The sequence below is a fragment of the Clostridium sp. BJN0001 genome (genome assembly GCF_022869825.1).
Lineage (GTDB): Bacteria > Bacillota > Clostridia > Clostridiales > Clostridiaceae > Clostridium.
Genome location: NZ_CP094971.1, coordinates 2,591,473 through 2,616,066 on the forward strand (window position 1 = coordinate 2,591,473; position 24,594 = coordinate 2,616,066).

Annotated in this window: 18 protein-coding genes, 1 CRISPR repeat array and 1 riboswitch; of the genes, 1 reads left to right on the forward strand and 17 read right to left on the reverse strand. The window is 29.1% G+C overall.

From position 1 onward, the window contains the following. Positions 1–85 precede the first annotated feature (85 nt). A CRISPR array of direct repeats spans positions 86–1,421; the repeat unit is 37 nt; unit sequence GTTTTAATCCTTGTTTTAATGGATATCACTCTTCAAT. 277 nt (positions 1,422–1,698) lie between these two features. After that, positions 1,699–2,235 carry a GNAT family N-acetyltransferase gene (locus tag MTX53_RS12515; protein ID WP_244834075.1) on the reverse strand — a complete coding sequence of 179 codons (537 nt, stop codon included), beginning with the start codon at positions 2,233–2,235 and terminating at the stop codon, positions 1,699–1,701. A 182-nt stretch (positions 2,236–2,417) separates the two neighbouring features. On the opposite strand from MTX53_RS12515, the gene MTX53_RS12520 reads away from it, so the two are divergent. Further along, positions 2,418–4,085: a methyl-accepting chemotaxis protein gene (locus MTX53_RS12520; protein WP_244834077.1), complete on the forward strand. Its 1,668-nt coding sequence runs from the start codon at positions 2,418–2,420 to the stop codon at positions 4,083–4,085. Between the two features lie 44 nt (positions 4,086–4,129). Here MTX53_RS12520 and MTX53_RS12525 read toward each other — a convergent pair whose 3' ends face one another. The 16 genes from MTX53_RS12525 to MTX53_RS12600 all read right to left on the reverse strand — a co-directional run bounded on the left by MTX53_RS12525 (position 4,130) and on the right by MTX53_RS12600 (position 24,560). Then, positions 4,130–5,107 carry a tRNA-dihydrouridine synthase gene (locus tag MTX53_RS12525; RefSeq protein WP_244834079.1) on the reverse strand — a complete coding sequence of 326 codons (978 nt, stop codon included), beginning with the start codon at positions 5,105–5,107 and terminating at the stop codon, positions 4,130–4,132. Positions 5,108–5,179: 72 nt separating this feature from the next. Next, on the reverse strand, positions 5,180–6,355 hold the full coding sequence (locus MTX53_RS12530; RefSeq protein WP_244834080.1) for a phosphoribosylaminoimidazolecarboxamide formyltransferase: 1,176 nt from the start codon (positions 6,353–6,355) through the stop codon (positions 5,180–5,182). 49 nt (positions 6,356–6,404) lie between these two features. Continuing rightward, positions 6,405–6,482: riboswitch (ZMP/ZTP riboswitch) on the reverse strand. Between the two features lie 36 nt (positions 6,483–6,518). After that, positions 6,519–7,991 (reverse strand): serpin family protein, encoded by a 1,473-nt coding sequence (locus tag MTX53_RS12535; protein ID WP_244834081.1) that lies wholly within the window; start codon positions 7,989–7,991, stop codon positions 6,519–6,521. Positions 7,992–8,234: 243 nt separating this feature from the next. Then, positions 8,235–8,945, reverse strand: a complete 711-nt coding sequence (locus MTX53_RS12540; protein WP_244834083.1) for a PadR family transcriptional regulator — start codon at positions 8,943–8,945, stop codon at positions 8,235–8,237. A 275-nt stretch (positions 8,946–9,220) separates the two neighbouring features. After that, a complete protein-coding gene (locus MTX53_RS12545; protein WP_244834085.1) occupies positions 9,221–10,768 on the reverse strand; it encodes a sodium-dependent transporter in 1,548 nt (515 codons plus the stop codon). 249 nt (positions 10,769–11,017) lie between these two features. Beyond that, positions 11,018–11,887: a methionyl aminopeptidase gene (locus MTX53_RS12550; protein ID WP_244834087.1), complete on the reverse strand. Its 870-nt coding sequence runs from the start codon at positions 11,885–11,887 to the stop codon at positions 11,018–11,020. Positions 11,888–11,916: 29 nt separating this feature from the next. After that, positions 11,917–12,696: a class I SAM-dependent methyltransferase gene (locus tag MTX53_RS12555; RefSeq protein ID WP_244835501.1), complete on the reverse strand. Its 780-nt coding sequence runs from the start codon at positions 12,694–12,696 to the stop codon at positions 11,917–11,919. Positions 12,697–12,808: 112 nt separating this feature from the next. Then, entirely contained in the window at positions 12,809–15,712 is a 2,904-nt protein-coding gene (locus MTX53_RS12560; RefSeq protein WP_244834089.1) for a DEAD/DEAH box helicase, read from the reverse strand. A gap of 201 nt (positions 15,713–15,913) precedes the next feature. Then, positions 15,914–16,543, reverse strand: coding sequence for a cytidylate kinase-like family protein (locus tag MTX53_RS12565; RefSeq protein ID WP_244834091.1), 630 nt, complete (start codon positions 16,541–16,543; stop codon positions 15,914–15,916). 71 nt (positions 16,544–16,614) lie between these two features. After that, positions 16,615–17,877 carry a Zn-dependent hydrolase gene (locus MTX53_RS12570; RefSeq protein ID WP_244834092.1) on the reverse strand — a complete coding sequence of 421 codons (1,263 nt, stop codon included), beginning with the start codon at positions 17,875–17,877 and terminating at the stop codon, positions 16,615–16,617. Positions 17,878–17,903: 26 nt separating this feature from the next. Next, positions 17,904–19,424, reverse strand: coding sequence for an NAD-dependent dihydropyrimidine dehydrogenase subunit PreA (gene preA / locus MTX53_RS12575; protein ID WP_244834093.1), 1,521 nt, complete (start codon positions 19,422–19,424; stop codon positions 17,904–17,906). A 65-nt stretch (positions 19,425–19,489) separates the two neighbouring features. Continuing rightward, positions 19,490–20,854, reverse strand: a complete 1,365-nt coding sequence (gene hydA, locus MTX53_RS12580; RefSeq protein ID WP_244834094.1) for a dihydropyrimidinase — start codon at positions 20,852–20,854, stop codon at positions 19,490–19,492. A gap of 55 nt (positions 20,855–20,909) precedes the next feature. Beyond that, complete coding sequence (locus MTX53_RS12585) at positions 20,910–22,025, reverse strand: ABC transporter substrate-binding protein (protein WP_244834095.1); 1,116 nt, start codon at positions 22,023–22,025, stop codon at positions 20,910–20,912. A 54-nt stretch (positions 22,026–22,079) separates the two neighbouring features. Then, entirely contained in the window at positions 22,080–22,922 is an 843-nt protein-coding gene (locus tag MTX53_RS12590) for an ABC transporter permease subunit (protein WP_244834096.1), read from the reverse strand. Between the two features lies 1 nt (position 22,923). Next, a complete protein-coding gene (locus MTX53_RS12595) occupies positions 22,924–23,766 on the reverse strand; it encodes an ABC transporter permease subunit (protein WP_244834097.1) in 843 nt (280 codons plus the stop codon). Further along, entirely contained in the window at positions 23,766–24,560 is a 795-nt protein-coding gene (locus MTX53_RS12600; RefSeq protein ID WP_244834098.1) for an ABC transporter ATP-binding protein, read from the reverse strand. The genes MTX53_RS12595 and MTX53_RS12600 overlap by 1 nt, the downstream gene beginning before the upstream one ends. Positions 24,561–24,594: the final 34 nt, after the last annotated feature.

Here is a 24,594-nt window from a genome sequence, read left to right on the forward strand (position 1 = left end):
TTTTGAAGATATTTAAATTTTTTAACATCATATAAAATGCTATTCTATAATATGGTATGCCAGAAGGAAAATATATAAGGAGGGAGTTTTAATCCTTGTTTTAATGGATATCACTCTTCAATATTGCTATTGATAGTGATGGAAAACCATATTCTAGTTTTAATCCTTGTTTTAATGGATATCACTCTTCAATATATTACTCAAGCAAATAATAAGAGAAATAATATGTTTTAATCCTTGTTTTAATGGATATCACTCTTCAATTTATATATAGAAAGTGGAAGAGATATAGTTCTAGTGTTTTAATCCTTGTTTTAATGGATATCACTCTTCAATCTTGTCCTTTTCTTCTTAGAAACTAAATCTACAAAGTTTTAATCCTTGTTTTAATGGATATCACTCTTCAATAGAATCTGTATTTCCTATATCTTCTGTTCCTATAAGTTTTAATCCTTGTTTTAATGGATATCACTCTTCAATTACACCAATAGAAATTGATTCTAGCTTAGCCTTAGGTTTTAATCCTTGTTTTAATGGATATCACTCTTCAATTTGACTAATTTCGTTTGGTTCAATAAGTTTACTTTCTGGTTTTAATCCTTGTTTTAATGGATATCACTCTTCAATCTGATATAGATAATATAGATAAGCAACTAGGGAAGTTTTAATCCTTGTTTTAATGGATATCACTCTTCAATTAAAAATCATCTACTCTTTAAAAGATCCGTCTGAATGTTTTAATCCTTGTTTTAATGGATATCACTCTTCAATCTTAGCAATATACCATTTGCTCTTATATTGTCCCCAGTTTTAATCCTTGTTTTAATGGATATCACTCTTCAATGGTCATTCCATGGGACTTTCTCGGATTATTGTTGAGTTTTAATCCTTGTTTTAATGGATATCACTCTTCAATTTATAGGAATACTTTTGCTCCTTTATGCGTAAATAGTTTTAATCCTTGTTTTAATGGATATCACTCTTCAATATATAAGATTTACAAGTGAAGTCCAATCCTTTCCTATAGTTTTAATCCTTGTTTTAATGGATATCACTCTTCAATTGCATCTACTGCAAATTTTTGTCCTCTATCATAATGTTTTAATCCTTGTTTTAATGGATATCACTCTTCAATTTGAACCATATCTGATCTAGAATTATTTGTATTATGTTTTAATCCTTGTTTTAATGGATATCACTCTTCAATGAATGTAAAGCCACCGAATAAGTATAAGGGTACTGTTTTAATCCTTGTTTTAATGGATATCACTCTTCAATGATGGAGAAGTACATACAGGAACTATTTCTACAAGTTTTAATCCTTGTTTTAATGGATATCACTCTTCAATGCAACAAGAACAGTTGATAGTACAACAAGAACAATGTTTTAATCCTTGTTTTAATGGATATCACTCTTCAATAGCAAAATTTAATACATCCCGCTGTTTCTAACTGCTCACACCAATTTTGAGACTAGCTTAAAATTCATGTTTTTGATAAATAAAACAGCATAATTGACGCTTTTTTATATAGCTTTACATACCTATAACTGCCTCTAAAGTCAGTATTCATCACATATCTAGAAAAATAAAATTATTTTTTCAAAAAATTATATATAATTAATCTCTCTATCTATATTATACTATTATTTTTTCAGCTATCAACTATATTTAACATTTATAGTAAATATTAAAATAATTATCTGCTTTCTCTTTTTGCCATAATAATATCAGGCTTGCCATATCCATTTGCATCAGGCATAACACCAACTATTTTAAATCCATTTTTCTGATAAAATTCATATGGATTATTTTTTAAATTTTTAATTGATTCAACTTTCTTAAATGTATCTTCATATAAATCCACTCCTCCTATAGAAGTTTCATTATTAGCATCTGCTGTAGTTAAAATAATTGTTGTTCCTTTTCTATGTATTACTTCCTGTTCAAATTTTTTTATAAGTTCTGTACCAATTCCTTTTTTATGAAAGTCTTCCTTTACAGCTATAGGCTGAATCTCCCATATATGTGCGTTGTACTGCTCAATCCCACATATAAATCCAAGCACATTATTTTTATTATCAACTGCTATCATACTGATTTTTGAAGGATTTATACATCCTCTTACAAACTGCTTAGTATATTCAAGGTCAGTAAAATCTTTAAAATACTTCATTATAAGTTTTGCACATTCTAATACTTGTTTTTCATTATCTATTAAATTTATTATTTTCATCTTTTTTATTCCTTCTCATTAATTTATTCCTATCTTTATATTATCGCACTTTTTATCCATATAATGATCTAATTAGACTTTTTTGTTATATATTTCATATATTGTTGATAAGAGTTTATTATTTACTATATAATTATGGTGTTGGATTAATATATTTTATTAAAAAAAGGAGAATAGTACTTATGAAAAAAAATAATTCTTTAATTACAAATTTAACAAAAATAATTATTGTATTAATTATTTTAATCTTTTCTCTCACAACTTTATTAAACATATTAAATATCAAAAAAAATATGACTTCCGTATTACTATCCAAATCAATAAATACAGCTGATGAAGTTAAAAGCCTAATAGAATATATTATCGAAAATAAAGGTGAAGATATTGAAGAACTTCAAAACCTTGTTGAAAAGAAAGCTTCATCAGATAATATTTGTTACGCCGTCATCATAGATAAAAACTGTGAGGCAATAGCACATAGTGATTCACAAAAAATCGGTAAAGTCTACGATGATGATTATACGCAAGACGTCGTTAAAAATGCTAAAACATCATCAATCAAATTTTACGCGGACGTTCAAAAAGTATGGTCATATGATATTGTGGTTCCAATAATGGTAGATGGCAGTCAGTTTGGCTCACTCGATATTGGTATACCTATAAGTGGAATAAACTCTGTAATATCAAGTTTTGTTATTCTTCAAATAATAATTGCTATTATTGCTACAACTTTAGTTGCTATTATTATTCTTTTATTATTAAAGAGAACTTTAAATCCTTTAAAACATATAACCCAATTAATAAATGAAACTAGTGAACTGAATTTCAATAATAATTCTTTATTAAATAAATATGTAAATAAAAATAATGAAATTGGTATTATATCAAAGTCTCTTATAAATATGAGAGAAAAACTTAAATGTATGATTTCAACAATTAAAAGCACTTCTGATGAAATAAACAGTTTTTCAACTAATTTAGGAACAACTGTTGATAATTCAATAAATTCTTTAAATAATATTTCAAATGCTATTTCAGACATAGCTAAAAGTTCTGAAAATCAATCAGAAGATATTCAAAACGAAGTTAACCAGATTGATACTTTAAGCTCGCAAGTAGATAATATTTCAAATAAGACAGAAGTAACATTTGATAAAATAAGTAATACTGCTAACTTAAGCAAACTTGGAAGTACAGTTGTACAAAATTTATCAGCATGTTCTGAAAAAAATGAAAATGTATCTAATAATATAAAACTAATAGTTACTGATGTTGATAAAAATTCAAAAGAAATAGGAAGCATAATTGAAACAATTGATGAAATTGCAGAGCAGACTAATCTTCTTGCTTTAAACGCATCTATTGAAGCAGCACGTGCAGGTGAAAGTGGAAAGGGATTTACTGTTGTTGCAGAAGAAGTAAAAAAGCTTGCAGAAGAGACTTCTAAATTTACTAACGAAATTAAAGAAAAGATTAAAACAATACAAACAAAATCAGATAGTGCAGTATCCTCTGTAGAAGAAAATATTAATATTGTAAATGAAAATACCGAGGCAGTTCAAAAAACCGAAAATATTTTTAAACAATTAACATCTGAAATAGCTTTCTTATCAAAAACAATCACAGAAATTGTTGATTCAAACAAAACAATGCTTGAAAATAAAAATGCTATTTTAGATATTATACAAAATACATCTTCTGGATCAGAAGAAACAACTGCAGCAACTCAAGAAATAAATAGTATAACTAAAAAACAGATGATAGATATAAACAATCTATCATCTGAAGTAAATAAACTTCAAGAATTTTCAGATTCTCTTACTACTGAAATGAATAAGTTTAATATATAATTCTTTTATATGATAAAGGCGGCTCAAAGCCGCCTTTATCATATTTATAATTTAAGTTTCTGAGCTGAAAATCCTCTCTTATCTATACTCTCTATTTTAAGATCATTAAATATACAATTTACTATTGTTTCATATTCATTAATGTTCATACATTTTCTTATTTTCTTTTTATACTTCTCATTATCATAAAATAACTGTATCATATATGACCAAAATTCTTTCATCTTAAATAAAACATTCTTATCGCCATATAGAACTTCTTTATATCCACTATAGACTGTCTTATGAAATAACCTTAATTTATCATTATCTGCTCCAAGTCCATCTCTAATTTCCAAAATAAGTCCAGGATTACATATAAGTCCACGTCCAAGCATAATCCTTTCTAAAGATGGACATCTTTTTATAAGATTATTATAGTTATTAATATTAAAAATGTCTCCATTATAACAAACTGGATTTTTACTTTCTTTAAGTGCATATTCAAATATATCCATATGAATTTCGTTTCTATAAAAATCCTGCTGCGTTCTGGGATGTATTATAAGCTCCTCTAAAGGATATTTATTATATATCTTAATAAGTTCATAAAACTCATCAGGCTTATCAATGCCTATACGTGTTTTGACTGATATTTTTACTTTTGTCTTTGAAAATACTTCATCAAAAAATCTATCAAGTTCCTCTCTTTTTTTAAGGAAACCTGAACCTTTAAATTTAGATACAACAGTTCCAGATGGACATCCAAGATTTAAATTTATCTCATCATATCCAAGTTCTTTTAGTTTTTCTTCAGTATTTATAAAATACTCTGCATTATTTGTTAATATCTGAGGTATTACATTTATATTTCTATTGTTTTCAGGCTGTACATCTTTAAGCTCTCTTGTCTTAAATTTTCTGCTTTTATTTGCTACAACAAAAGGAGTAAAATACTTATCTATCTCTCCAAAAACTGACTCAAATGCATTTCTATATATATATCCTGTAATCCCTTCAAGGGGTGCAAAATAAAATTTCATATTAAAAAGCTCCTAATTATATATTTTCATATATAATATAATACAAAAGAGTACGTTATAGCAAAAAAGTTTTTAATGGTGGAATAAACGTATTCCTGTAAATGCCATAGCCATATTATACTTATCACATGTTTCAATTACATTATCATCTCTTATAGATCCCCCAGGCTGTGCAATATAAGAAACACCACTTTTTGAAGCACGCTCTATATTATCTCCAAATGGGAAAAATGCATCTGAACCAAGTGAAACTCCACTTATACTTTCAAGATATTCTTTTTTCTCCTCTTTTGTAAATACTTCTGGTTTTTCTGTGAATACTCTCTGCCACTCTCCATCTTTTAAAAGATCCATATAATCATCTGATACATATACATCTATAGCATTATCTCTATCTGGTCTTTTAAGTCCTTCTTTAAATGGAAGATTTAACACCTTATCGCTTTGTCTTAAGAACCATATGTCTGCTTTATTTCCTGCAAGTCTTGTGCAGTGTATTCTTGACTGCTGTCCTGCCCCTATTCCTATTGCCTGACCATCTTTAACGTAACATACAGAATTTGATTGTGTATATTTTAAAGTTATTAAAGAAATTAATAAGTCTCTTCTTGCATCTTCAGGTATATTCTTATTTTTAGTTGGAATATTATCTTTAAGAATTTCTTCTGATAATTTAACATTATTTCTATGCTGCTCAAAAGTCACTCCAAAAACCTGTTTCCTTTCTATTTCTCTAGGTGTATAATCTTTATCAATTTTAATTACGAGATAATTTCCCTTGCGCTTTCTCTTTAAAATTTCAAGAGCTTCATCTGAATATGAAGGTGCTATTATTCCATCTGAAACCTCATGAAGTAAAAATTCTGCTGTATCTTTATCACATTCATCAGATAATGCTGCAAAATCTCCATATGATGACATTCTATCTGCACCTCTTGCTCTTATATAAGCAGTAGCCATTTCAGAAATCTCTTTTCCTTGAGCCATATACATTTTTTTAAGCTTATCATTAAGTGGAACTGCAACAGCTGCTCCTGCAGGACTTACATGTTTAAATGATGCTGCTGCTTTAAGATTTGTTGCTTCTTTAAGCTCTTTTACAAGTTGAAAACTGTTAAAAGCATCTAATAAATTAATATATCCAGGTCTTCCATTTAATATTTCAATAGGAAGTTCACCTTTTTCCATATAAACTCTTGCTGGTTTTTGATTTGGATTGCATCCATATTTTAACTGTAATTCTTTCATTTTACTTTACACACTCCTTTTAACAATAGAAAAGCCGGCCATCTGGGCTTTTCTCTGCCCAGACGGTCGGCTAAAATTTGTTATACTCCATGTGGTAAATCCACTTCCGTCAGTCATATAACTTTATACTTAAAAAATATCATCAGTACTTCTATTTGTCAAGTTACTTTGCATTAGGATTATTTACCACTCCTAAAAATAGTGGTGTATTATCATTATTTGTTATTGCAAATATAAATGGTCTGTTAAGTTTCATATCGTAATACTCTTTATTAAAATCAGGAGCTGCACTAGAAACCATAGATATTTCAGTATATGCGGCAGCTTCTGCACCATATTCATCTATTGATACCCTGCTCTGCTGTTTTACATTTGAAACATAAAGTTCTCCATCTTTACTGTATTTAGAAAAGTCTGCAGCACTAGTATTATAAATATTTTCAAATCCAATTTTCTTTAACATATCATTTAAAGTATATGAAGATGAAAAATCAAATTTAGGAAGTGATAATGAAAGTTCTACTCTCTGTGAAGTATCAGAATCAAGAGAAGATAAAGCTTCATTTAATTCCTCTTTATTATTTAACATATAGTCACAATTTATATCTTCATTTGGAAGAATAAACATCATTTTCTGTCCATTTCTAAATGGAATTGAGCATGATACATAATTGTTTCCTTTATTAATTGAAGTAGAATATGTCTTATTCATAAAATCAGTAGATACTTTATTTCCATTTTCTAAAGTAAAATAATCTTCTGCAGTATCATTTTCATCAAATGCTTTAAGCCATGAATCTTTGAAATATACTGTATTAAATATGTCCATAACCTCATTATCTAATGCTTTAAACTGAGAACTTTCTAAATTTAACTTATCATCAGTCTGCTCATTCAAATAAGAGGCTATCTCCTTTGAAGTTTCACTGTCTTGAAGATCTCTTTCAAATATTCCAGCATTATAATTGTTCTGAACTTTTTTTAATATATCTTTATTAAAAGAAACTTCTTTATTATTATTATCTATCCACACAGAATCAGCTATTTTGCACATTCCAGTATCATTTTTAAAAATTTCTTTTTTATAAAGGTTCATAAAATCTGTGCTTAGTTTATCAGGTTCACTTATATTTAAACCTTTCATCATGTCCACTTTTGTATCATTATCTGCACCTTCACTTAATACTGCAAGTGCCATAAATAAACTTACAGGTGAATAAGTGTAGTTATTATCTTTATTGCTGCCAGTTAAAAGCTGTGAAGATGAATCAATGCAGAATTTATTTACTCCTTCATTAAAGGTATACTTCTTCTCTTTTTCAATCCAAGCTCCATCAGAACCCACTTCGAAATCACCAATAAATGTATCATGAGCCATTGAACCATCAGAATAAAGATAATACCACTTTCCTGCATCTTGAATCCAACCTGTCTGCATTTCACCAGTAGCGCCTAAATAATACCAGTCATTGTTATATATTTGCCAGCCTTTTAAAACATTTTGATCTTCATAATAATACCATTTGCCATTATTATTTTGCCACACATATCTATCATCTGCATATGTTCCTATTGAACAAAAATTTGTTATTCCTAAAACAAAAATTAAAGTCAATGCTATTTTTTTAATTATCATGTATTTTTCCTTCTTCCATTTCTATTAACATCTCTTTATAAATATACAACATAACTTTTCCAATAAAGGTACTTATCTTTAAATTTTAATTTTTAATTTAGAATTACAAATTCTTCAAATTGACTGTGTTATTAATATTTCTTTTAACATAGCAATATAACATATACAACATTTTATACATATATATTTTATATATTGTATATATTATAAAATAATATATACTTAATATTTTTTATTTTATTCCTAATTTTTCATCATAGAAATTAATTTTTCAAGAGCTTTTTTTGAATTATGAGAATCACTTAAAATTATATTTTTTAATTCAGATATTTTGTTTTCATCTAATGATGTATTCTTTTTATTATCATTTGAAGCTTTATCAAAATCAGTATTTCTTATTATTTTTTCTTCTTCAACGCTGCATTTAATATGTTCATCATATTCTTCCATAAGAGCTTTGTGCCATCTTATTGAATCTTCTATGACATTTATTATCATATCAAACGATATCTTTTCTGTCTTTAATGACTGATCAGTTATCTTAATGGTTCTTAAGTATTTCCAATAATCAAGTTTCTTATTAAGTTCTTCTATATGCTTTGAAATTATAGTGTATCCGTCTTCCTTATCTAATCTTTTAAACGTAATTGGTAGAATAAATTTATCAATAGATATAGGCATAAGCGGCTGTGAAAGTTCTTCTTTTATACATTCTTTAAGTTCTTTTTTCCCTTTTTCAGTTATGCCATAAATTTTTCTTACCTTAGAATCTAATGTTTCTTCTTTTAAAAGTTCTACTTGTCCTTCTTTTTCCATTTTATTTAAAGCATAGTATATAGATCCCGATTTAATTTTTGCCCATTCATCAAGTCCAGTAGCTTGCATAAACTTTTGAATTTCATATCCATGAGTCGATTTTATGTTTAAATAGTACAGAATTATTAATTTTACCATATTTTTCTCCTAATATTTTATTATTTCTTTTGTATATATTTATATTATATATACAATATTGTATATAGTCAACTAATTATAAGTTATTGTATAATTTCTTGCTGAAATTAATAATTTTTTGTACATAAAAACAGAGGGAGAGATTTTTTATGTTAATAAATGTAATGTAAAATTATTCCTTATATTATATATCAATTTATCTCCCACTAACTCAAATAAATCAAGAAAAATAATTAAAGCTTTCACCTTAAGCGAAAGCTTTATAATTTTAATTATTAATCCCACTTTTTAATATGATCGTCTTCAAAACCGGTATTCTTCTTATGCTTTATAATAGCTTTCGCTACAAAGCCACTAAAGAATACAAAGAATGTTACAGCCCATCCTGCTACTATATTAGACCAAAGCGGATAGCCTGACTCTGCTCCATATACTCCTCCACTTGCAAATAATGTATGAAGGTTCCAAATGCAGAATACTACAAGTGCAATAGGAGCTATACATTTAATAGAGCCTCTAAACCACCATTTTGGAATTTTATATTTAGATGTATTTCTATTAACTTCATCTAATACCTTCTGAGGACTAAATACCCATCCAACAACAATACATTCTAATGCTCCTATTATTATCATGTTATATTGATTTGTCCAGTTATCTAAAATATCAAGCCATGCAAGACCAGACTGAGTTATAAATATTATTGATATAATTCCTGCTATAATACAGATTGTTTTTGTAGTTCTTCTTGCATTTAATTTGAATCTGTCTGCTAGTGCTGTTGAAACACCTTCTAAAATAGAAAAAGCTGAGTCTACTGCAAGTGAACATAAGCATAAATAAAATATCATTCCAAATAATGCATTAAACCATCCTATATTAGTTAAATTGACTATTGCCTGTGGAAAAATAACAAAAGCTGTGGCAATGCCTGACACTGACATATCATCGACTGTCATTCCTACACCATACATTGTTGTAAACATAACTATTCCAGATAAAATACTAACTCCTAAATCTGCAAATGCAATTATTGTTGCATCTTCTGCTATATTAGAATTCTCTGAAAGATATGAACCATATGCAATCATTATAGCCATCATTATTGAAAGACTATAAAATACTTGTCCTATTGCATCTATTATTAATTTTGACCATAATCCTTTTGCTGTAATTTCCCCAAAATCAGGAACAAATAATTTAACAAATCCTGTAGGTCCTCCTGGCATTGATAATCCTTTAAGGGCCATAATAATTAAAAATAATAATGGAAGAGTAAGTCCTGTGTATTTAACAACTTTACCAACACTTACTGTACCTTTACGAATACATATATATATTAATATCCATGCTATTGCAAGTGCGAAAGCCATAGACATTGGAACGCCCACTCCTTTTATTGTCCATGAAGTCTGAGTAATCTGACCAAATAAATTACTTGCAGCCTCTGAATCTTTAACCATGCCTGCAAATTTAAAACTAAATATTGCCATTGCTATTACCCAGCCAAATACTGCCGCATAATATACCCCTATAGCAAAAGCATTTGTTGTAGCCGCCCATCCTACATATTCTACTTTCTTGTTCATTGATCTAAATGCACCAGGTGCTCCCTGCTTTGTTTTTCTTCCTATGGCTATTTCCATAGCAAGCATTGGTATCCCAAGTACAATCATTGCTATTATATAAGTAATTAAAAAAGCTCCTCCGCCATATTTTCCTGCAAGTCCTGGAAATCTCCATGCATTTCCAAGCCCAACAGCCGATCCTATTGCCGCTAAAATAAATGTCATTCTAGACGACCAAGTATTTCTATTCTTCATTATTATCACCTCCCATTAATTATACTCCCATTTATGGTAAAATATTAATATAATAATAAAAAGTTATTATTACATTAATATTTTCAATAAAATCTTTCTATTTATATACATTTTGATAAAATACTTTACTTATTTATGCTAAATTGTGAAATAGGTTTTTACCAATTAAAAACTTTTCATGAATTTATAGCACAAAAAAAGACACTATTATTATTAAAAAATAATAGCATCTTTTTAATCACATATATTCTATTTTGAAATTATTTCTACTCCGTCTTCAGTTACAAGAAGTGTATGTTCCCATTGTGCTGAAAGTGAACCATCAACAGTACGCACTACCCATCCATCACGCTTGTCGATGAATATTTCGTGTCCTCCCTGATTTATCATAGGTTCTATTGTAAATACCATTCCTGGTACTAAAATCATACCTGTTCTTCTTCTTCCATAATGAAGAACTATTGGATCTTCATGCATAGTAAGTCCAACTCCATGTCCACAGAATTCTCTTACTACTGAGTATCCATTACTTTCTGCATGCTTTTGAATTACTTCTCCTATATCTCCTAAAAATGTTCCAGGTTTTACGATCTTAACTGCTAATTCAAGACACTCTTTAGTGACTTTAACAAGTTTGTCTGCTTCTTCTGAAACTTCACCTATCTTAAACATTCTTGAAGCATCTGAAAAATATCCATTAAGATTAGTTGTTGCATCAACATTTACAATGTCTCCATTTTTAAGTATCTCATTTTCATTTGGAATTCCGTGGCATACAACATCATTAACAGATACACATATGCTCTTAGGATATCCTTCATAATTAAGATCTGCTGATACAGCACCTTTAATTGTTACATATTCCTGTGCCATTTTATCTATATCATTTGTTGACATTCCTTCTTTAATCTCACTTTGGATTAAATCAAGAAGTCCATTATTTACTTTAGCACTTTCTCTTATTCCTTCAATCTGCTCTTTATTTTTTATTAAGTTTCTGCCTGGAACAATATATCCTTTTCTTCTTAATCTTGATAACTTCTCATCAAATTCAAGATGACAGTTTTTATACTTTAAGCCACTTTTACACCAGCATAAATCATTTCTACCTAATCTCATTTAAAACTTTCCTCCATTTAAAATAATATTTATTCTTTAATTAATATATCTAAAGTATGTGCTCCCGCCCCCAAAAGTTCAGGTCTTTCACATGTTGATAAATGATATTTTATAAAAAGCTTAAATGTTTCTTCATCCATATTATGAAGCATTGGTCTTAAATAATCAGCAGGACCATCAGATGAAATTATTTTTTCCCTTTTAAGTCCTGAAATCGCACTATCAATTTTATCAATATCTTCAAGCCTTACATAATCATATAAATCGTGAATTTCTGATAGGCAGTGAAAATCCTTTGAAATTTTCCCTTCGGCAATACATCTTGCTATATTATTTTGTTTGAACCCATAAGTAAGTATACTATATTCATTCATACAGTATGCAACAAGAATATATCCTTTACTTTTCGTAACACGCTTTGCCTCATTAAGTACTTTTATCTTGTCTTCTTCTGAATATAAGTGATACATTGGACCAAATACTAATGTCATATCAAAAGTATTATCATCAAATCTTGATAAATCAAGTGCGTTCCCTTGATATGCCTTTACACTGCTTTTTTTTGATTTTAAAACTCCAAGATTATGCTTTACAAGTTCTAATGCTGTAACATCATATCCCTCATTTGCAAGAGCTACTGAATATCTCCCAGTACCTGCCCCAACATCAAGAATTTTAGGGTTTTGTACACCCTTAATATATTCATGAATATATTTCATAGAAGTTATATATTCAACCTGTCCATGCCTTCTTGTAAGTCTTTTATCTTCACAGAATTTATTATAGTACTTTTCAAGTTCCTCTGTTATTTCATCAATATTCTCTTTCACTTCATTGCCACCTCATTATTTCATATATATATTGTACCATAATTTAAAACACTTTATTTGCTGATGTCATATAAGCTTTGAAAAGAAAATTTTATACATCTTGCGATAAAAGATATTTTATTTCATTTTTTGTAAGCTTAGTATTACTCATGCAATAATCAGTATCATTATCTAAAAGATTATTAAACATACTGCTTTTTTCTTCTTTTAGCTTTAATATTTTTTCTTCTATTGTATCTTTTGATATTATCTTTATTACCTCTACATCATTTTTCTGTCCTATTCTATACGCTCTATCTGTTGCTTGATTTTCTACTGCAGGATTCCACCACGGATCAAAATGAATAACAACCTGTGCTGATGTTAAATTAAGTCCTGTTCCTCCTGCCTTTAGCGATATTAAAAATATATCTGCATCATTAGTGTTATTAAATCTTTCACATAAATTCACTCTTTCAGAAGCTTTTGTTGAACCATCTAAATAGAAATATGATTTATTATCTTTGTCGAGTTTTTCTTTAAGTTTTTTTAAAACAGTTGTAAACTGTGAAAAAATAAGCACCTTCTTATTGCTTTTCTTACACATATCTATAATCTCTAAAACTTTATTAATTTTACTACTTCCGCCTTTATATGTATCATCAATAATTGATGGGTCTAACGCAATCTGCCTAAGCTTTGTCAAAAATGATAATATGGATATCTGATTTGTCATTCCTTCAGATTCTTTTATGATTTTTTTTAAACTTAACTTATAGTATCTTTTCTGCTCTTTTGTCATTTCAACATAAAATGTTCTTTCAATTTTATCAGGTAGTTCTTTTAAAACCTGAGATTTAGTTCTTCTTAAAATAAATGGTTTTATCATGATTTTTAGATATTTAATCTGATTTTCATCTCCATTTAAAAACCTTGTTTTAAATTCCTTTTCTGAAAATAAATATCCTTCCTTTAAAAAATCAAATATACTCCATATCTCTAAATAATTATTTTCTATCGGCGTTCCAGTTAGTGCAAATCTTACTTTGCTTTTAATATTTTTTACGCTCTTTGTAACTTTCGATTTATGATTTTTTATAAATTGTGCTTCATCTATAATAAGATTATCAAAGATGCAGTCTTTATAAAAATCTATATCCATATTAAGAGTTCCATAAGAAGTTATTATCACATTATATGAAGATAAACTTTTTATCATTTTCATACGTTTATCTTTACTTCCATGAACACATGCTATTTTTAAAGTAGGTGCAAATTTTTTAAATTCAGCTATCCAATTATAAACAAGTGATGATGGTGTAACTATCATAGTTTTTTCTTTTCTATTTTTTAAAATAAAGCTTATTATCTGAATGGTTTTCCCAAGGCCCATATCATCAGCAAGTATACCAAAAAGTCCTTTTACTTTTTTATTCTGAAGCCATTTTAAGCCTTCTTTCTGATAATTTCTTAAGCTGCCTTTAAAATCTTTTATCGTTGTTTTAAAAATTCTATTTTTCTTATCATCTTTATTTATAACATCTATATAATCTACATTTTTAATAGCTTCATCAACCAAATCTTCATATCCTAAAGGTAGACTTATTTTATCTCCTTTATAATTAATTATTTTTAAGAAGTTCATAAATTTCCTTATATTTTCATCATTAAAATCAAGGAAATTATAATTGTTAAATCTATAAAATTCTTTTCCCTCTGAAAAACTATCAAGTGCAGAATTCCATTCATCATTTTCTATGTTAGAAATATTTAAATCAAACTTTAATTTATCTTCTTCATCTTCCAGTTTAGCTATAATATCATCAGCATCCAGCACTTTTATTTCACCAATATCTTTGGATGTTTTAATATCACATAAGTTCGATATGTTACTTTTTATAAGCTCTATCAGACTTTCATCTTCACCTACAAAATAATATAAATCATCTTTTTTAGTAAAACTATTTAAGAATAAAATTTCCTCTATTTTTTTTACTTTTGCTGATTTTTTCAAAGATGCTTTTTCCTTAGGAATATTAAATTCACAGTATAATTTTTCATTATCTTTTTTAAAATATAGATTAAATTTATACTCTTCTGACACCATATCAATCACATCATCATTTATCTTAAGTTTTCCGATTCTTCTTAAAGCTTTTATTACCTTTTGAGCTGAACTTTTCTTTATGTAGCAGTAGTGTCTTTCATGAAGGACATCATAAAATGGGGTATATAATTTATATTGCTTTATAGAAGGCAGGTAAATACATCGATTATATAAAAATACTGATTTTTCAGTGTTTAACGCTTCAATTTTTGTCTTAAAGGTCTGTAACTTTATCCGTTCATCTTCCAGTTTAATAGTAAAATTAAGAGGAATATTTTCATTTTTTATCTTAGAAATATATTCAGAATTTATCTTCATAGCAAAATCTATATAAGTACATTCCATCAATATATTTCTAATATCTTCATCTTTAATTTTAAAATTAGTATTTTCAAGTATTCTTAAAAGATTTTCATTCTTTTTTAGAAAATCACCTTTATAATTTTCTATATATTTTTTAAGAGCCATAGGACTTGCTATTTTAGTTCTCTCATTTCCTATTAAAAACAAAATAGCATCAAATTTATATGGAGAATTAAACTTTTCTTCAAGCCTAAGTTCCACTTTTATATTTTCGTTTTTATTTAAAGTATAATCTTCACCCTCTGTTAGCTTTAATAAAGTGGCAATTATATGTTCACATATAAAATTTCCAGAATATCTTTTTGCCTCTTCAGATAGCTCACAATTACATATAAAATCAATTTGTTGAGTAGCTTCATTTATTCTTATTTGAGTAAAATATGATTTTGATTTATCATAAACTCTTCCATATATATTAGTAAAACCGTCTGTTTCTTTTACCTCTACAGACTTAACATTTTCATTTAGAAGATGTTTTTTCCCCTTTTTGTAGCTTATACTAAATTTGTCTTTTAAAATATTCTTTATTACTATTTTAAGATTCACATAGTCACCCCCTAAGCCTTATCGTAATATTATCTACTAAAAGCAATTTAACATAAAATTATTTTACCATAAATATTATGTTCTTAGAATTTGATATTTATTTTTTACGCAAAATGAGCTTTGCACTAATTATTTAATGCAAAGCTCAATACTACATTTAAAATATCTAATTTATAAACACTTTTATATACTTAATTACTTCTATTTATCGCCAAATTTTATTTTTATTATTTCTTTAATTGTCTCTACACACTGTTCTCTTCCTAATTTATCACTATTTAATACCACATCATAATTTAAAGGTTCAGTCCAATCTAGTCCTCCTGAATAATAATTATAATATTGAGAACGATATTTATCTGTGCTACGTACAATTTCCTTTGCTCGTTCTGTAGATACATGCATTTTATTCTTAATAGATTCTGTGCATGTCTCATATGGTGCTTTAATATAAACTTTAAGAACGTTTGGGTAATCTATTAAAATTTGATCTGCACATTTACCAATAATAATACAGCTTTCAGTTTTAGCAAGACTTTTAATTATTTCTGCCTGAATTTTAAAAAGATTGTTATCAGATATAAATTTTTTCTCTTGTGGTTCAATAACAAGGGCTCGTGGCAATCTTCTTAAAAAATTTGCAATATATTTTCCCCTTAACCTCTCATCAGTTTCAACAAACATACTTTCATCTATTCCACTCTTGTCAGACGCCATTGTAATAATTTCTCTATCATAGCACGGAATATTTAATTCATCTGATAGTCTTGTCCCAATATATTTACCACCACTTCCAAATCCTCTAGCAATTGTAATTACATAATTCTGCATCTTTTCCCCTCCCCATATAGTATTTGGGTAAAATCTTTCTATTATTTTTATAATCTTGGGGTTATGATTAATTAATCATTATCAGCTTTTAAAATTGCATTAAGCATAACCGATGCTCCTTCTGTACAATGTTCTGGCTTTGAATATTCTGGTTCACAATGAGATAATCCATCTTTTGACTGTACGAAAATCATAGTTGTTGGAATCATATAAGATGCAAACTGTGCATCATGTCCAGCTCCTGAATGAATATATTGATGAGATATGTCAAGTTCTTCGGCAGACTCTTTTACGTAGCTAACTAACTTTTTATTCCAATATACTGTATCTCTATTCCATGCTTTTTCAACTTTACAAGTACATCCATCCCATACTTTATCAGCACAACTTTTAACAATTTCAAGAACTTTTTCTAACACTTTAGGATCCTCATGTCTAGAATCAAATGAAAAATCAAAATAATCAGGTACACATGTATGTACACATGGATGACATACAACTTCACCAGTTGTATATACTAAGTCCTTATATCCTAATTTATCTATTTCTTCATGAAGATAACAAAGAGCTTTTGACGCTGCTAAAAATGCATCTTTTCTCTTAGGCATTGGAAAAGTTCCTGCATGAGTAGTCTGACCGTAAAATTTTAATCTATAATTAAACATACCAAGTACACAATCAACAACTCCTATATTCTTACCATTATCTTCAAGAATTGGTCCTTGTTCAATATGTGTTTCAAACATATACTCATATCTATCAGGTGATAATCTATATTTTTTATCTCCTTTAAATCCAGATTTTTCAAGAGCTTCTCCAAAAGTGCTTTTCTTATCAACAATACTCTTCGAATTCATCATGTCTTCATATCTGAATCCAGTTTTTATATCTTCTGGTAAATAATCATAACATACAATTCCCGAACACATCATTGCTGGTGGGTATAAAGAACCTTCCTCATTTGTCCAAATCATTGCAGTTAATGGATGTTTATGTGGAATATTTTTTTCTACAACTGTTTCAAGCACTTCCATTGCAGACATAACTCCAAGTATTCCATCATAATTTCCACCATTTTTAACAGAATCAATATGTGATGCCATTACAATTCTCTTAGCATTTTTATCAGAACCAGCAAGTGTAGCATACATATCTCCTAAATCATCTACTTCAATTTCTGCTCCAATTGCTTCCATTCTCTTTCTATATTCATTTCTAGCTTTAATTGCTGCTTCTGAAAGAGAATATCTTGTTATTCCACCATGTCCAGCATCTCCATATTTCGAAAATGTTTCTATTTTATCCTTCATTCTTTCTAAATTACATTTATACATATATTAAGCACCTTCCTTTAATAATATTAATTTTCTTTGTTTTTCTTTATTTCAACTCTTGTTCCTGCTGTAATTGAACCAGTAGGACATACTAATTTACACAATTGACATCCAACACATTTATTTGCATTAAGAATTGGCTGTCCCGTTTTTTCATCTAAATATATAGCTTGATGTCCTCCATCAAAACATGATAAATAACATCTTCCACAAGAAACACATGTTTTTCGGTTAAATTTAGGATATTGAATAGTATTTCGATTTAATACATCTGTTGAAAATACTTTTGGAACTGCTTTTCCAATAATTTCTGACACTGATGAAAAACCTTCAGTTTTCATATAAGTTATCAGTCCTTCAATCATATCTTCAATTATGCGATAACCATACTGCATTACTGACGTAGTGACCTGAATTGTTCCACAGCCTAAAGCTATAAATTCTGCTGCATCTTTCCACGTTTCAATTCCACCCATTCCACTTATTGGTATATTTTTCAATTCACTATTTGTTTTCATATCATATAAAAAACGTAAAGCAATTGGTTTTACAGCTTTTCCAGAATATCCACCAACAGCAGATTTTCCATCAACATTAGGTGTTGATACAAAATTATTATATAAATCAACATTCATAATACTTTTTATTGTATTAATTGCTGCAATTCCATCAGCTCCTGCTTTAACAGCAGCTAAAGCAGGTATTTCCATATTGGTAATATTAGGAGTCATCTTTGCTAAAATAGGAAGTTTTGTACCTTTTCTTACTGCTTTCGTATATTTTTCAACTAATTCAGGTTCTGTACCAACATCACTTCCAAGTCCATCCTTTGTCATATTAGGACATGAGAAATTACATTCAACTATATCAGCTCCAGCTTGCTCCATTTTTTGTGCAAGATAAGTCCATTCCTCTTCATCTTGTCCCATAATTGATGCAATAATAATTTTTGTAGGATAATTCTTTTTTAATTTTTTTAAATATGTGATGTTTTCTTCTAATGTATGATCTGAAATTTGTTCAATATTTTTAAAACCAATAAACGGATTATTTTCTTTTTCAAGACTTGCAAATCTTGGAGAAACTTCTTTAGGAACAAATTTACCAATTGTTTTAAAAGCTACGCCTGCCCAACCCATATCAAAAGCTTTTGCTACCATTTCATAATTACTTCCAACAACTGAAGATGATAGAAAAAACGGATTTTCACAATGAACTCCACAAAAGTCAACAGATAAATCTACTTTTATTGAATCTGAAAGTTTTTTCTCTGTTTTTATAGCATTTGTTTTTATAAAAATTTCTCTTATATTAACTGAACTATCAATTTGATTCCTTCTGCACATTTTCATACATGGAGCATCACAGTTTAAACATTCAGCACCTTTTTTTAGTTTTTCACCTGCTCCAACATAATTTTCAAAACGTAATGAACGTATAATATTTGATACATTAATACCTTTTTTACAAGCTTTACTACAGGGAGCATCGTGACATAGAAGACACCTTCCACTCTCACTTTTTATAATCATTTCTTCGTATGCCATAATATTAGCCTCCTAATTTCTAATTATTTTTTTATTAAATCATATAAATATCATTTAATTTAAAATTATTTTGGTTGTCTTTTTACATACTTACCAATACCAGGTTTCCCAACATATTCTCCATTATCATACACAAGCTGTCCTCTTAAATACGTCTGTACTGGATATCCATGAAGTTTTTTGCCTTCCCAAATTGTATGATCATAATCAGAATGCATATTGTTAACACTTATTGTAAAATCTTTATCTTTATCATAAATAACAATATCTGCATCTTTTCCTATTGCAATAGCGCCTTTATCCTTGCATCCAAATATTTTTGCTACATTTGTTGAACATACTTCAACAACTCTTTCAAACGAAAGTTTTCCGTTATTAGCAGCATCAAGCATATATGGATATAGATTTTCAACCCCAGCACAACCATTAGGAATCTTTGAGAAATCATCTTTTCCCCAATCCTTCTCATAACTTTGAAATGGGCAGTGATCAGTTGCAACAGTATCAATAAATCCTGCTTTTAAAGCAGTCCACAATGCATCTTGACTCTCTTTACCTTTCATAGGTGGAGAACATACAAAGTTACGTCCATCTTCTCTTTTATATACATCGCAAGTAAATTCAAGATATTGAGGGCATGTTTCAATATATATATCCTTGCCTTTCTCTTTAGCCTTAATACATTCCTCAAGTCCTTCTTTATCTGCCATATGAACAAGATATACAGGTGTATCTAAGTGGCTAGCCCAGTGAACAACTCTCTTATCAGCTTCAGCTTCTACAAATTCTGGTCTACTCATATAGTGATACCACGCAGATGTCTTTCCTTCTTTTAAATATTGTTCAGTACGAAGATCTATTAAATCCGGATTTTCAGCATGTACATTAATCATTGCACCAAGCTCTTTTGCCCTAAGCAAAAGAGTTGTTAAAACACCATCATCAACCATCATTTTTTCTTTTTTATATACAAGAAAACATTTAAAACTTGTAATTCCTTCCAAAACAGCCTGTTTCATCTCATCTAATATTTGACCATCATTAAGATTTGTTATACAACAGTGAAATGCATAGTCACAACAAGCATCTGTTTCAAGTATTTTCTTTTTAGAGTTAACAAGCCCTAATATAGTTTCACCTTTATGTTGTACTGGATAATCAAAAACTGTAGTTACACCACCACATACAGCTGCTCTTGTTCCTGCTAAATAACTATCAGCTGAGACTGTACCCCCAAATGGCATTTGCATATGTGTGTGTGCATCTAAAGCACCAGGTAAAACTAATTTTCCATCAGCATTTACAACCTTAGTAGCTGTAATATTTAAATTTTCACCAATATCAACAATTTTCCCTTTATTAACAGCAACATCAGCTAAATAACTTCCTGTTGCTGTTACAACAGTTCCTCCTTTAATTAATAAATCCATACTATAAACACCCCTATTTCTATCTTTTTACTAAACTAATAAATATTAATTAACTTTAGCCCTGAAAATTTTTATGCTTATATACAAGTGTAAGTCCTGATCTTTGGAATATTTGTGCTATCTCTACAAGATCCATTCCACTAGCATCTGCAACAGCCATATTAGTAGGCCATGTTACACCAAAATCAACAGTTCCGTTATTTACTGCAGTAGTTTCAGAAATATCTCCACCACCAGATATTATGTTAACTTTTAGTCCAGCATCTTTATAATATCCTTTTGCATTTGCTACAAAATATCCCATAAATTGAGCATCTGGCAACCATTTTAACTGTATGCTTACTTCATTTTTTTCAACACTGAATTTTCCATCAGAAGCTTTTGCCGCATTATAATATGAGCTATCACGAATATCATCAAGAGTTAAACTTTTAAATTTTTCTTGAGCTGATGAATCATCTAATGTTACATATTTCTTTGCAATATCTAATGTCTGTTGCATTGCAGTATCGTTAATTTTCCCTATATCTTCTAAAACATCATTGCCTGACATATCTTTTTTAACAAGCTTTGCTACTTCATCTGCCATATATTTTTGATGCTCTTTGGAAACAGAAGAACCTGCTTCATAACATATTTGAGCTGCTTCCTCCGGATGTTCAACTCCATATTCCCATCCTTTTAAAGATGCATATAAAAATGCTTTTACTGTATTTGGGTTCTCACGTGCAAACTTTTTAGTGCAAAAAATATTGTCCTCAAGCATTGCAACTCCTTCATCATTCATATCAATGATTCCTACCTCATCCCCATAACCATATCCGCCATCATAATTATTCTTTACAAGACCAAGCTCATTGTATGTCATTGCCGATGCAAGAGTGCTTGAATCATCATCAAAAGAATCCATTGTAAAATCTTGACTTAAATAATCGGTTGGAAGATTATATTTTGCTAATAAAGCTTTAACCTCATATTCATTTCCAAGTCCCCAATTGCTAACTTTACTTTCACCTGCTGCTTTTTTAATAATTTCTTCTTTGCTTAATTCTCCTGATCCTGAAGATGTACTAGCAGTTGATTTTTTATCAGATCCGCATCCTACCATCATTGAAATTGACATTGTTGCAGCCACAATTATCCCTAATAATTTTACTGTTCTTTTTTTCATGTTAATTCCTCCTTATTTTCTGATATAAGCTTTTTTATAATTCATTTTTTAAAACTAATGATAATATTTTTTAAAAATAATATTTTCTATAATTACCAAAATAACATATGAAATAATACCTATAGCACACGCTATTACAATATATGCCCACGCTGTAGGATACTGCGCAAGAACAATATTTTCTCTTATCTGTCTTCCTACACCTATGATATATTCTGCAAAGTATTCACTTACAATAGCAGTCATAATACTTGCAGGAACTGCTACTTTTAAAGCAACAAAAATATATGGAATTGAATTTGGAATACAAAGTTTAAATAAAACCACTCTTTTCTTAGCTGCATATGTGTCCATCAAATCCTCTGAATATGGTTTTAATTCTGTTAAACCACGATATGCATTAAGACACATATTAGCTGCTGAAATAAGCATAACTACAATAATTTTTGCTATCATACTTCGTATATTTGCATCACTTGATATTCCTTTTGTCCAATTATTAAAAACAGGTGCAAGTGCTACTACTGGAATTGATGCAAAAGCACCAAGTACACTTAATCCCCCTTTGCCGATTCTCGGAAACAGTGCAGCGATAACTGCTCCTCCATATCCAAGTAAACTCCCAAAAAATAAACCTAAAAGTGCGACAATCATTGTAGCAACAACATTCTTATATATATTTCCTACATTATCAGCTATAATGCTGCCAATTCTATCAAGTAATGGCAGTGTAAATGTATCTGTACTTAATAGCTTGTGCAGAATCTGTGTCTGCCATAAAATAACAATTATTACACTTAATATAATTGGAAGAACAATAGCAGACATAGCTTGAACTTTCTCATTTTGCTCTAACCTGCGGTATAAACTTTTTTTTCTTTTTATTTTCTGCTGCATATTAATTTCCTCCCCTTATTTTTTTAGCTTTTCTAAGTGCTCGTTTCTCTGGTGATACTAAATTCTCTATCCATGACATCAAAACTCCACTAAATATTCCAAGAAAAGCACTAAGAAATACTATTATCCAAAAAACATATATTGACATGGCATGCTTCAATGATTGTGAAAGCATACATCCAAGCCCTCCATCTCCCTGCAATGTATCTACTAAGAAAGATGCTGTAAGTGCCATAGGTGCAGCAATCTTAGCACCAGTAAAGAAATAAGGTATTGCAGATGGAATTAATACCTTTAAATAAACTGTTCCCTTTTTTGCTGCATAAGTTTTCATAAGTTCATATTTATCTTTTCCTACAGATTTAAAGCCTGCAAGTGTATTTGTTGCTACTGGATAAAAACTTAATAGTGCTGCAATTATAATACGACTCTTATTTATATCCCCAGTAATTGCTAAAACAATTGGAGCTAATCCAAGTACTGGAATAAGCTGAATTAACATCAAATATGGGAATAATATTTTTTCACAAATACCTGATAATTTCATTAACAATGCCAATATAAAACCTGCAAACGCTCCAAGTATAAATCCAATCATTGCTCTTATAACAGTTGCCTGTGCACTTACGAATACTACCATTGAAGCACTCATTCCACCTGAAACTTTCTTTGAAGAAAATATAGACATAATAATTTTATAAAGATGTGGCAATATGTTTTCTGGCGATCTTTTTGTTACTGATACAATAATTGCTCCAATCTCCCATAAAATAATAAGAATTGCAACCCATAAAATAATAGAAACATATTTCTTATCAAATAATTTATTAATCTTACTCTTCATCAAACACTGCCCCCTTCAAAGCCGTCACGAACTTTTTTAACTAATTCGTTAAAATGAAGTGTTTCTTTCATTTCAATTGTTCTTGGTCTTGGAAGATCAATATCTACAATAGCTGTAAGTCTCCCTGGATGTGGTGATAAAACACAAATACGATCTGACAAAAAAACAGCTTCTTGAATATTATGTGTTACAAATACAACTGTCTTATGTGTCTGGCTCCACATATGAAGTAAATCTTCATGCAATTTTTCTTTTGTAAATTCATCTAATGCTGAAAACGGCTCATCCATAAGAAGTATCTCTGGACGTATCCCAAAAGCTCTAGCAATATTTACTCTCTGCTGCATACCACCACTTAACTGTTTAGGGAAATGATCTTTAAACTCTTTAAGTCCAACCATTTTTAACATCTCATCTGCTCTTTTAGATGCTTCCCCTTTTTCGTAATACATTATTTCCAATGGAAGTTCTACATTTTTCTTTACAGTTCTCCAATCAAATAACACTGGTTGTTGAAAAACAAATCCAAATTTTTGCTTAAGTCTTACCTCTTTAGGTGTCATTTTAGCAACTTTAATTTCCCCCTCAGTAGGCTCTTGCAAATCTGCAATACTACGAAGCAATGTAGTTTTTCCACATCCTGAAGGTCCTAAAAGTGAAATAAATTCACCCTTATATATATCTAAATTAACATCTTTAAGAGCTTGTACAGTCTTGCCCGCATTGTCCTTAAAGTTTATATTTAAATCTTTTATTTGTATTTCTTTTTCCTTTTCTTTCTGTAATTCATTCATATAGTTACCTCCATTACTTTTTAATAAAAAAATA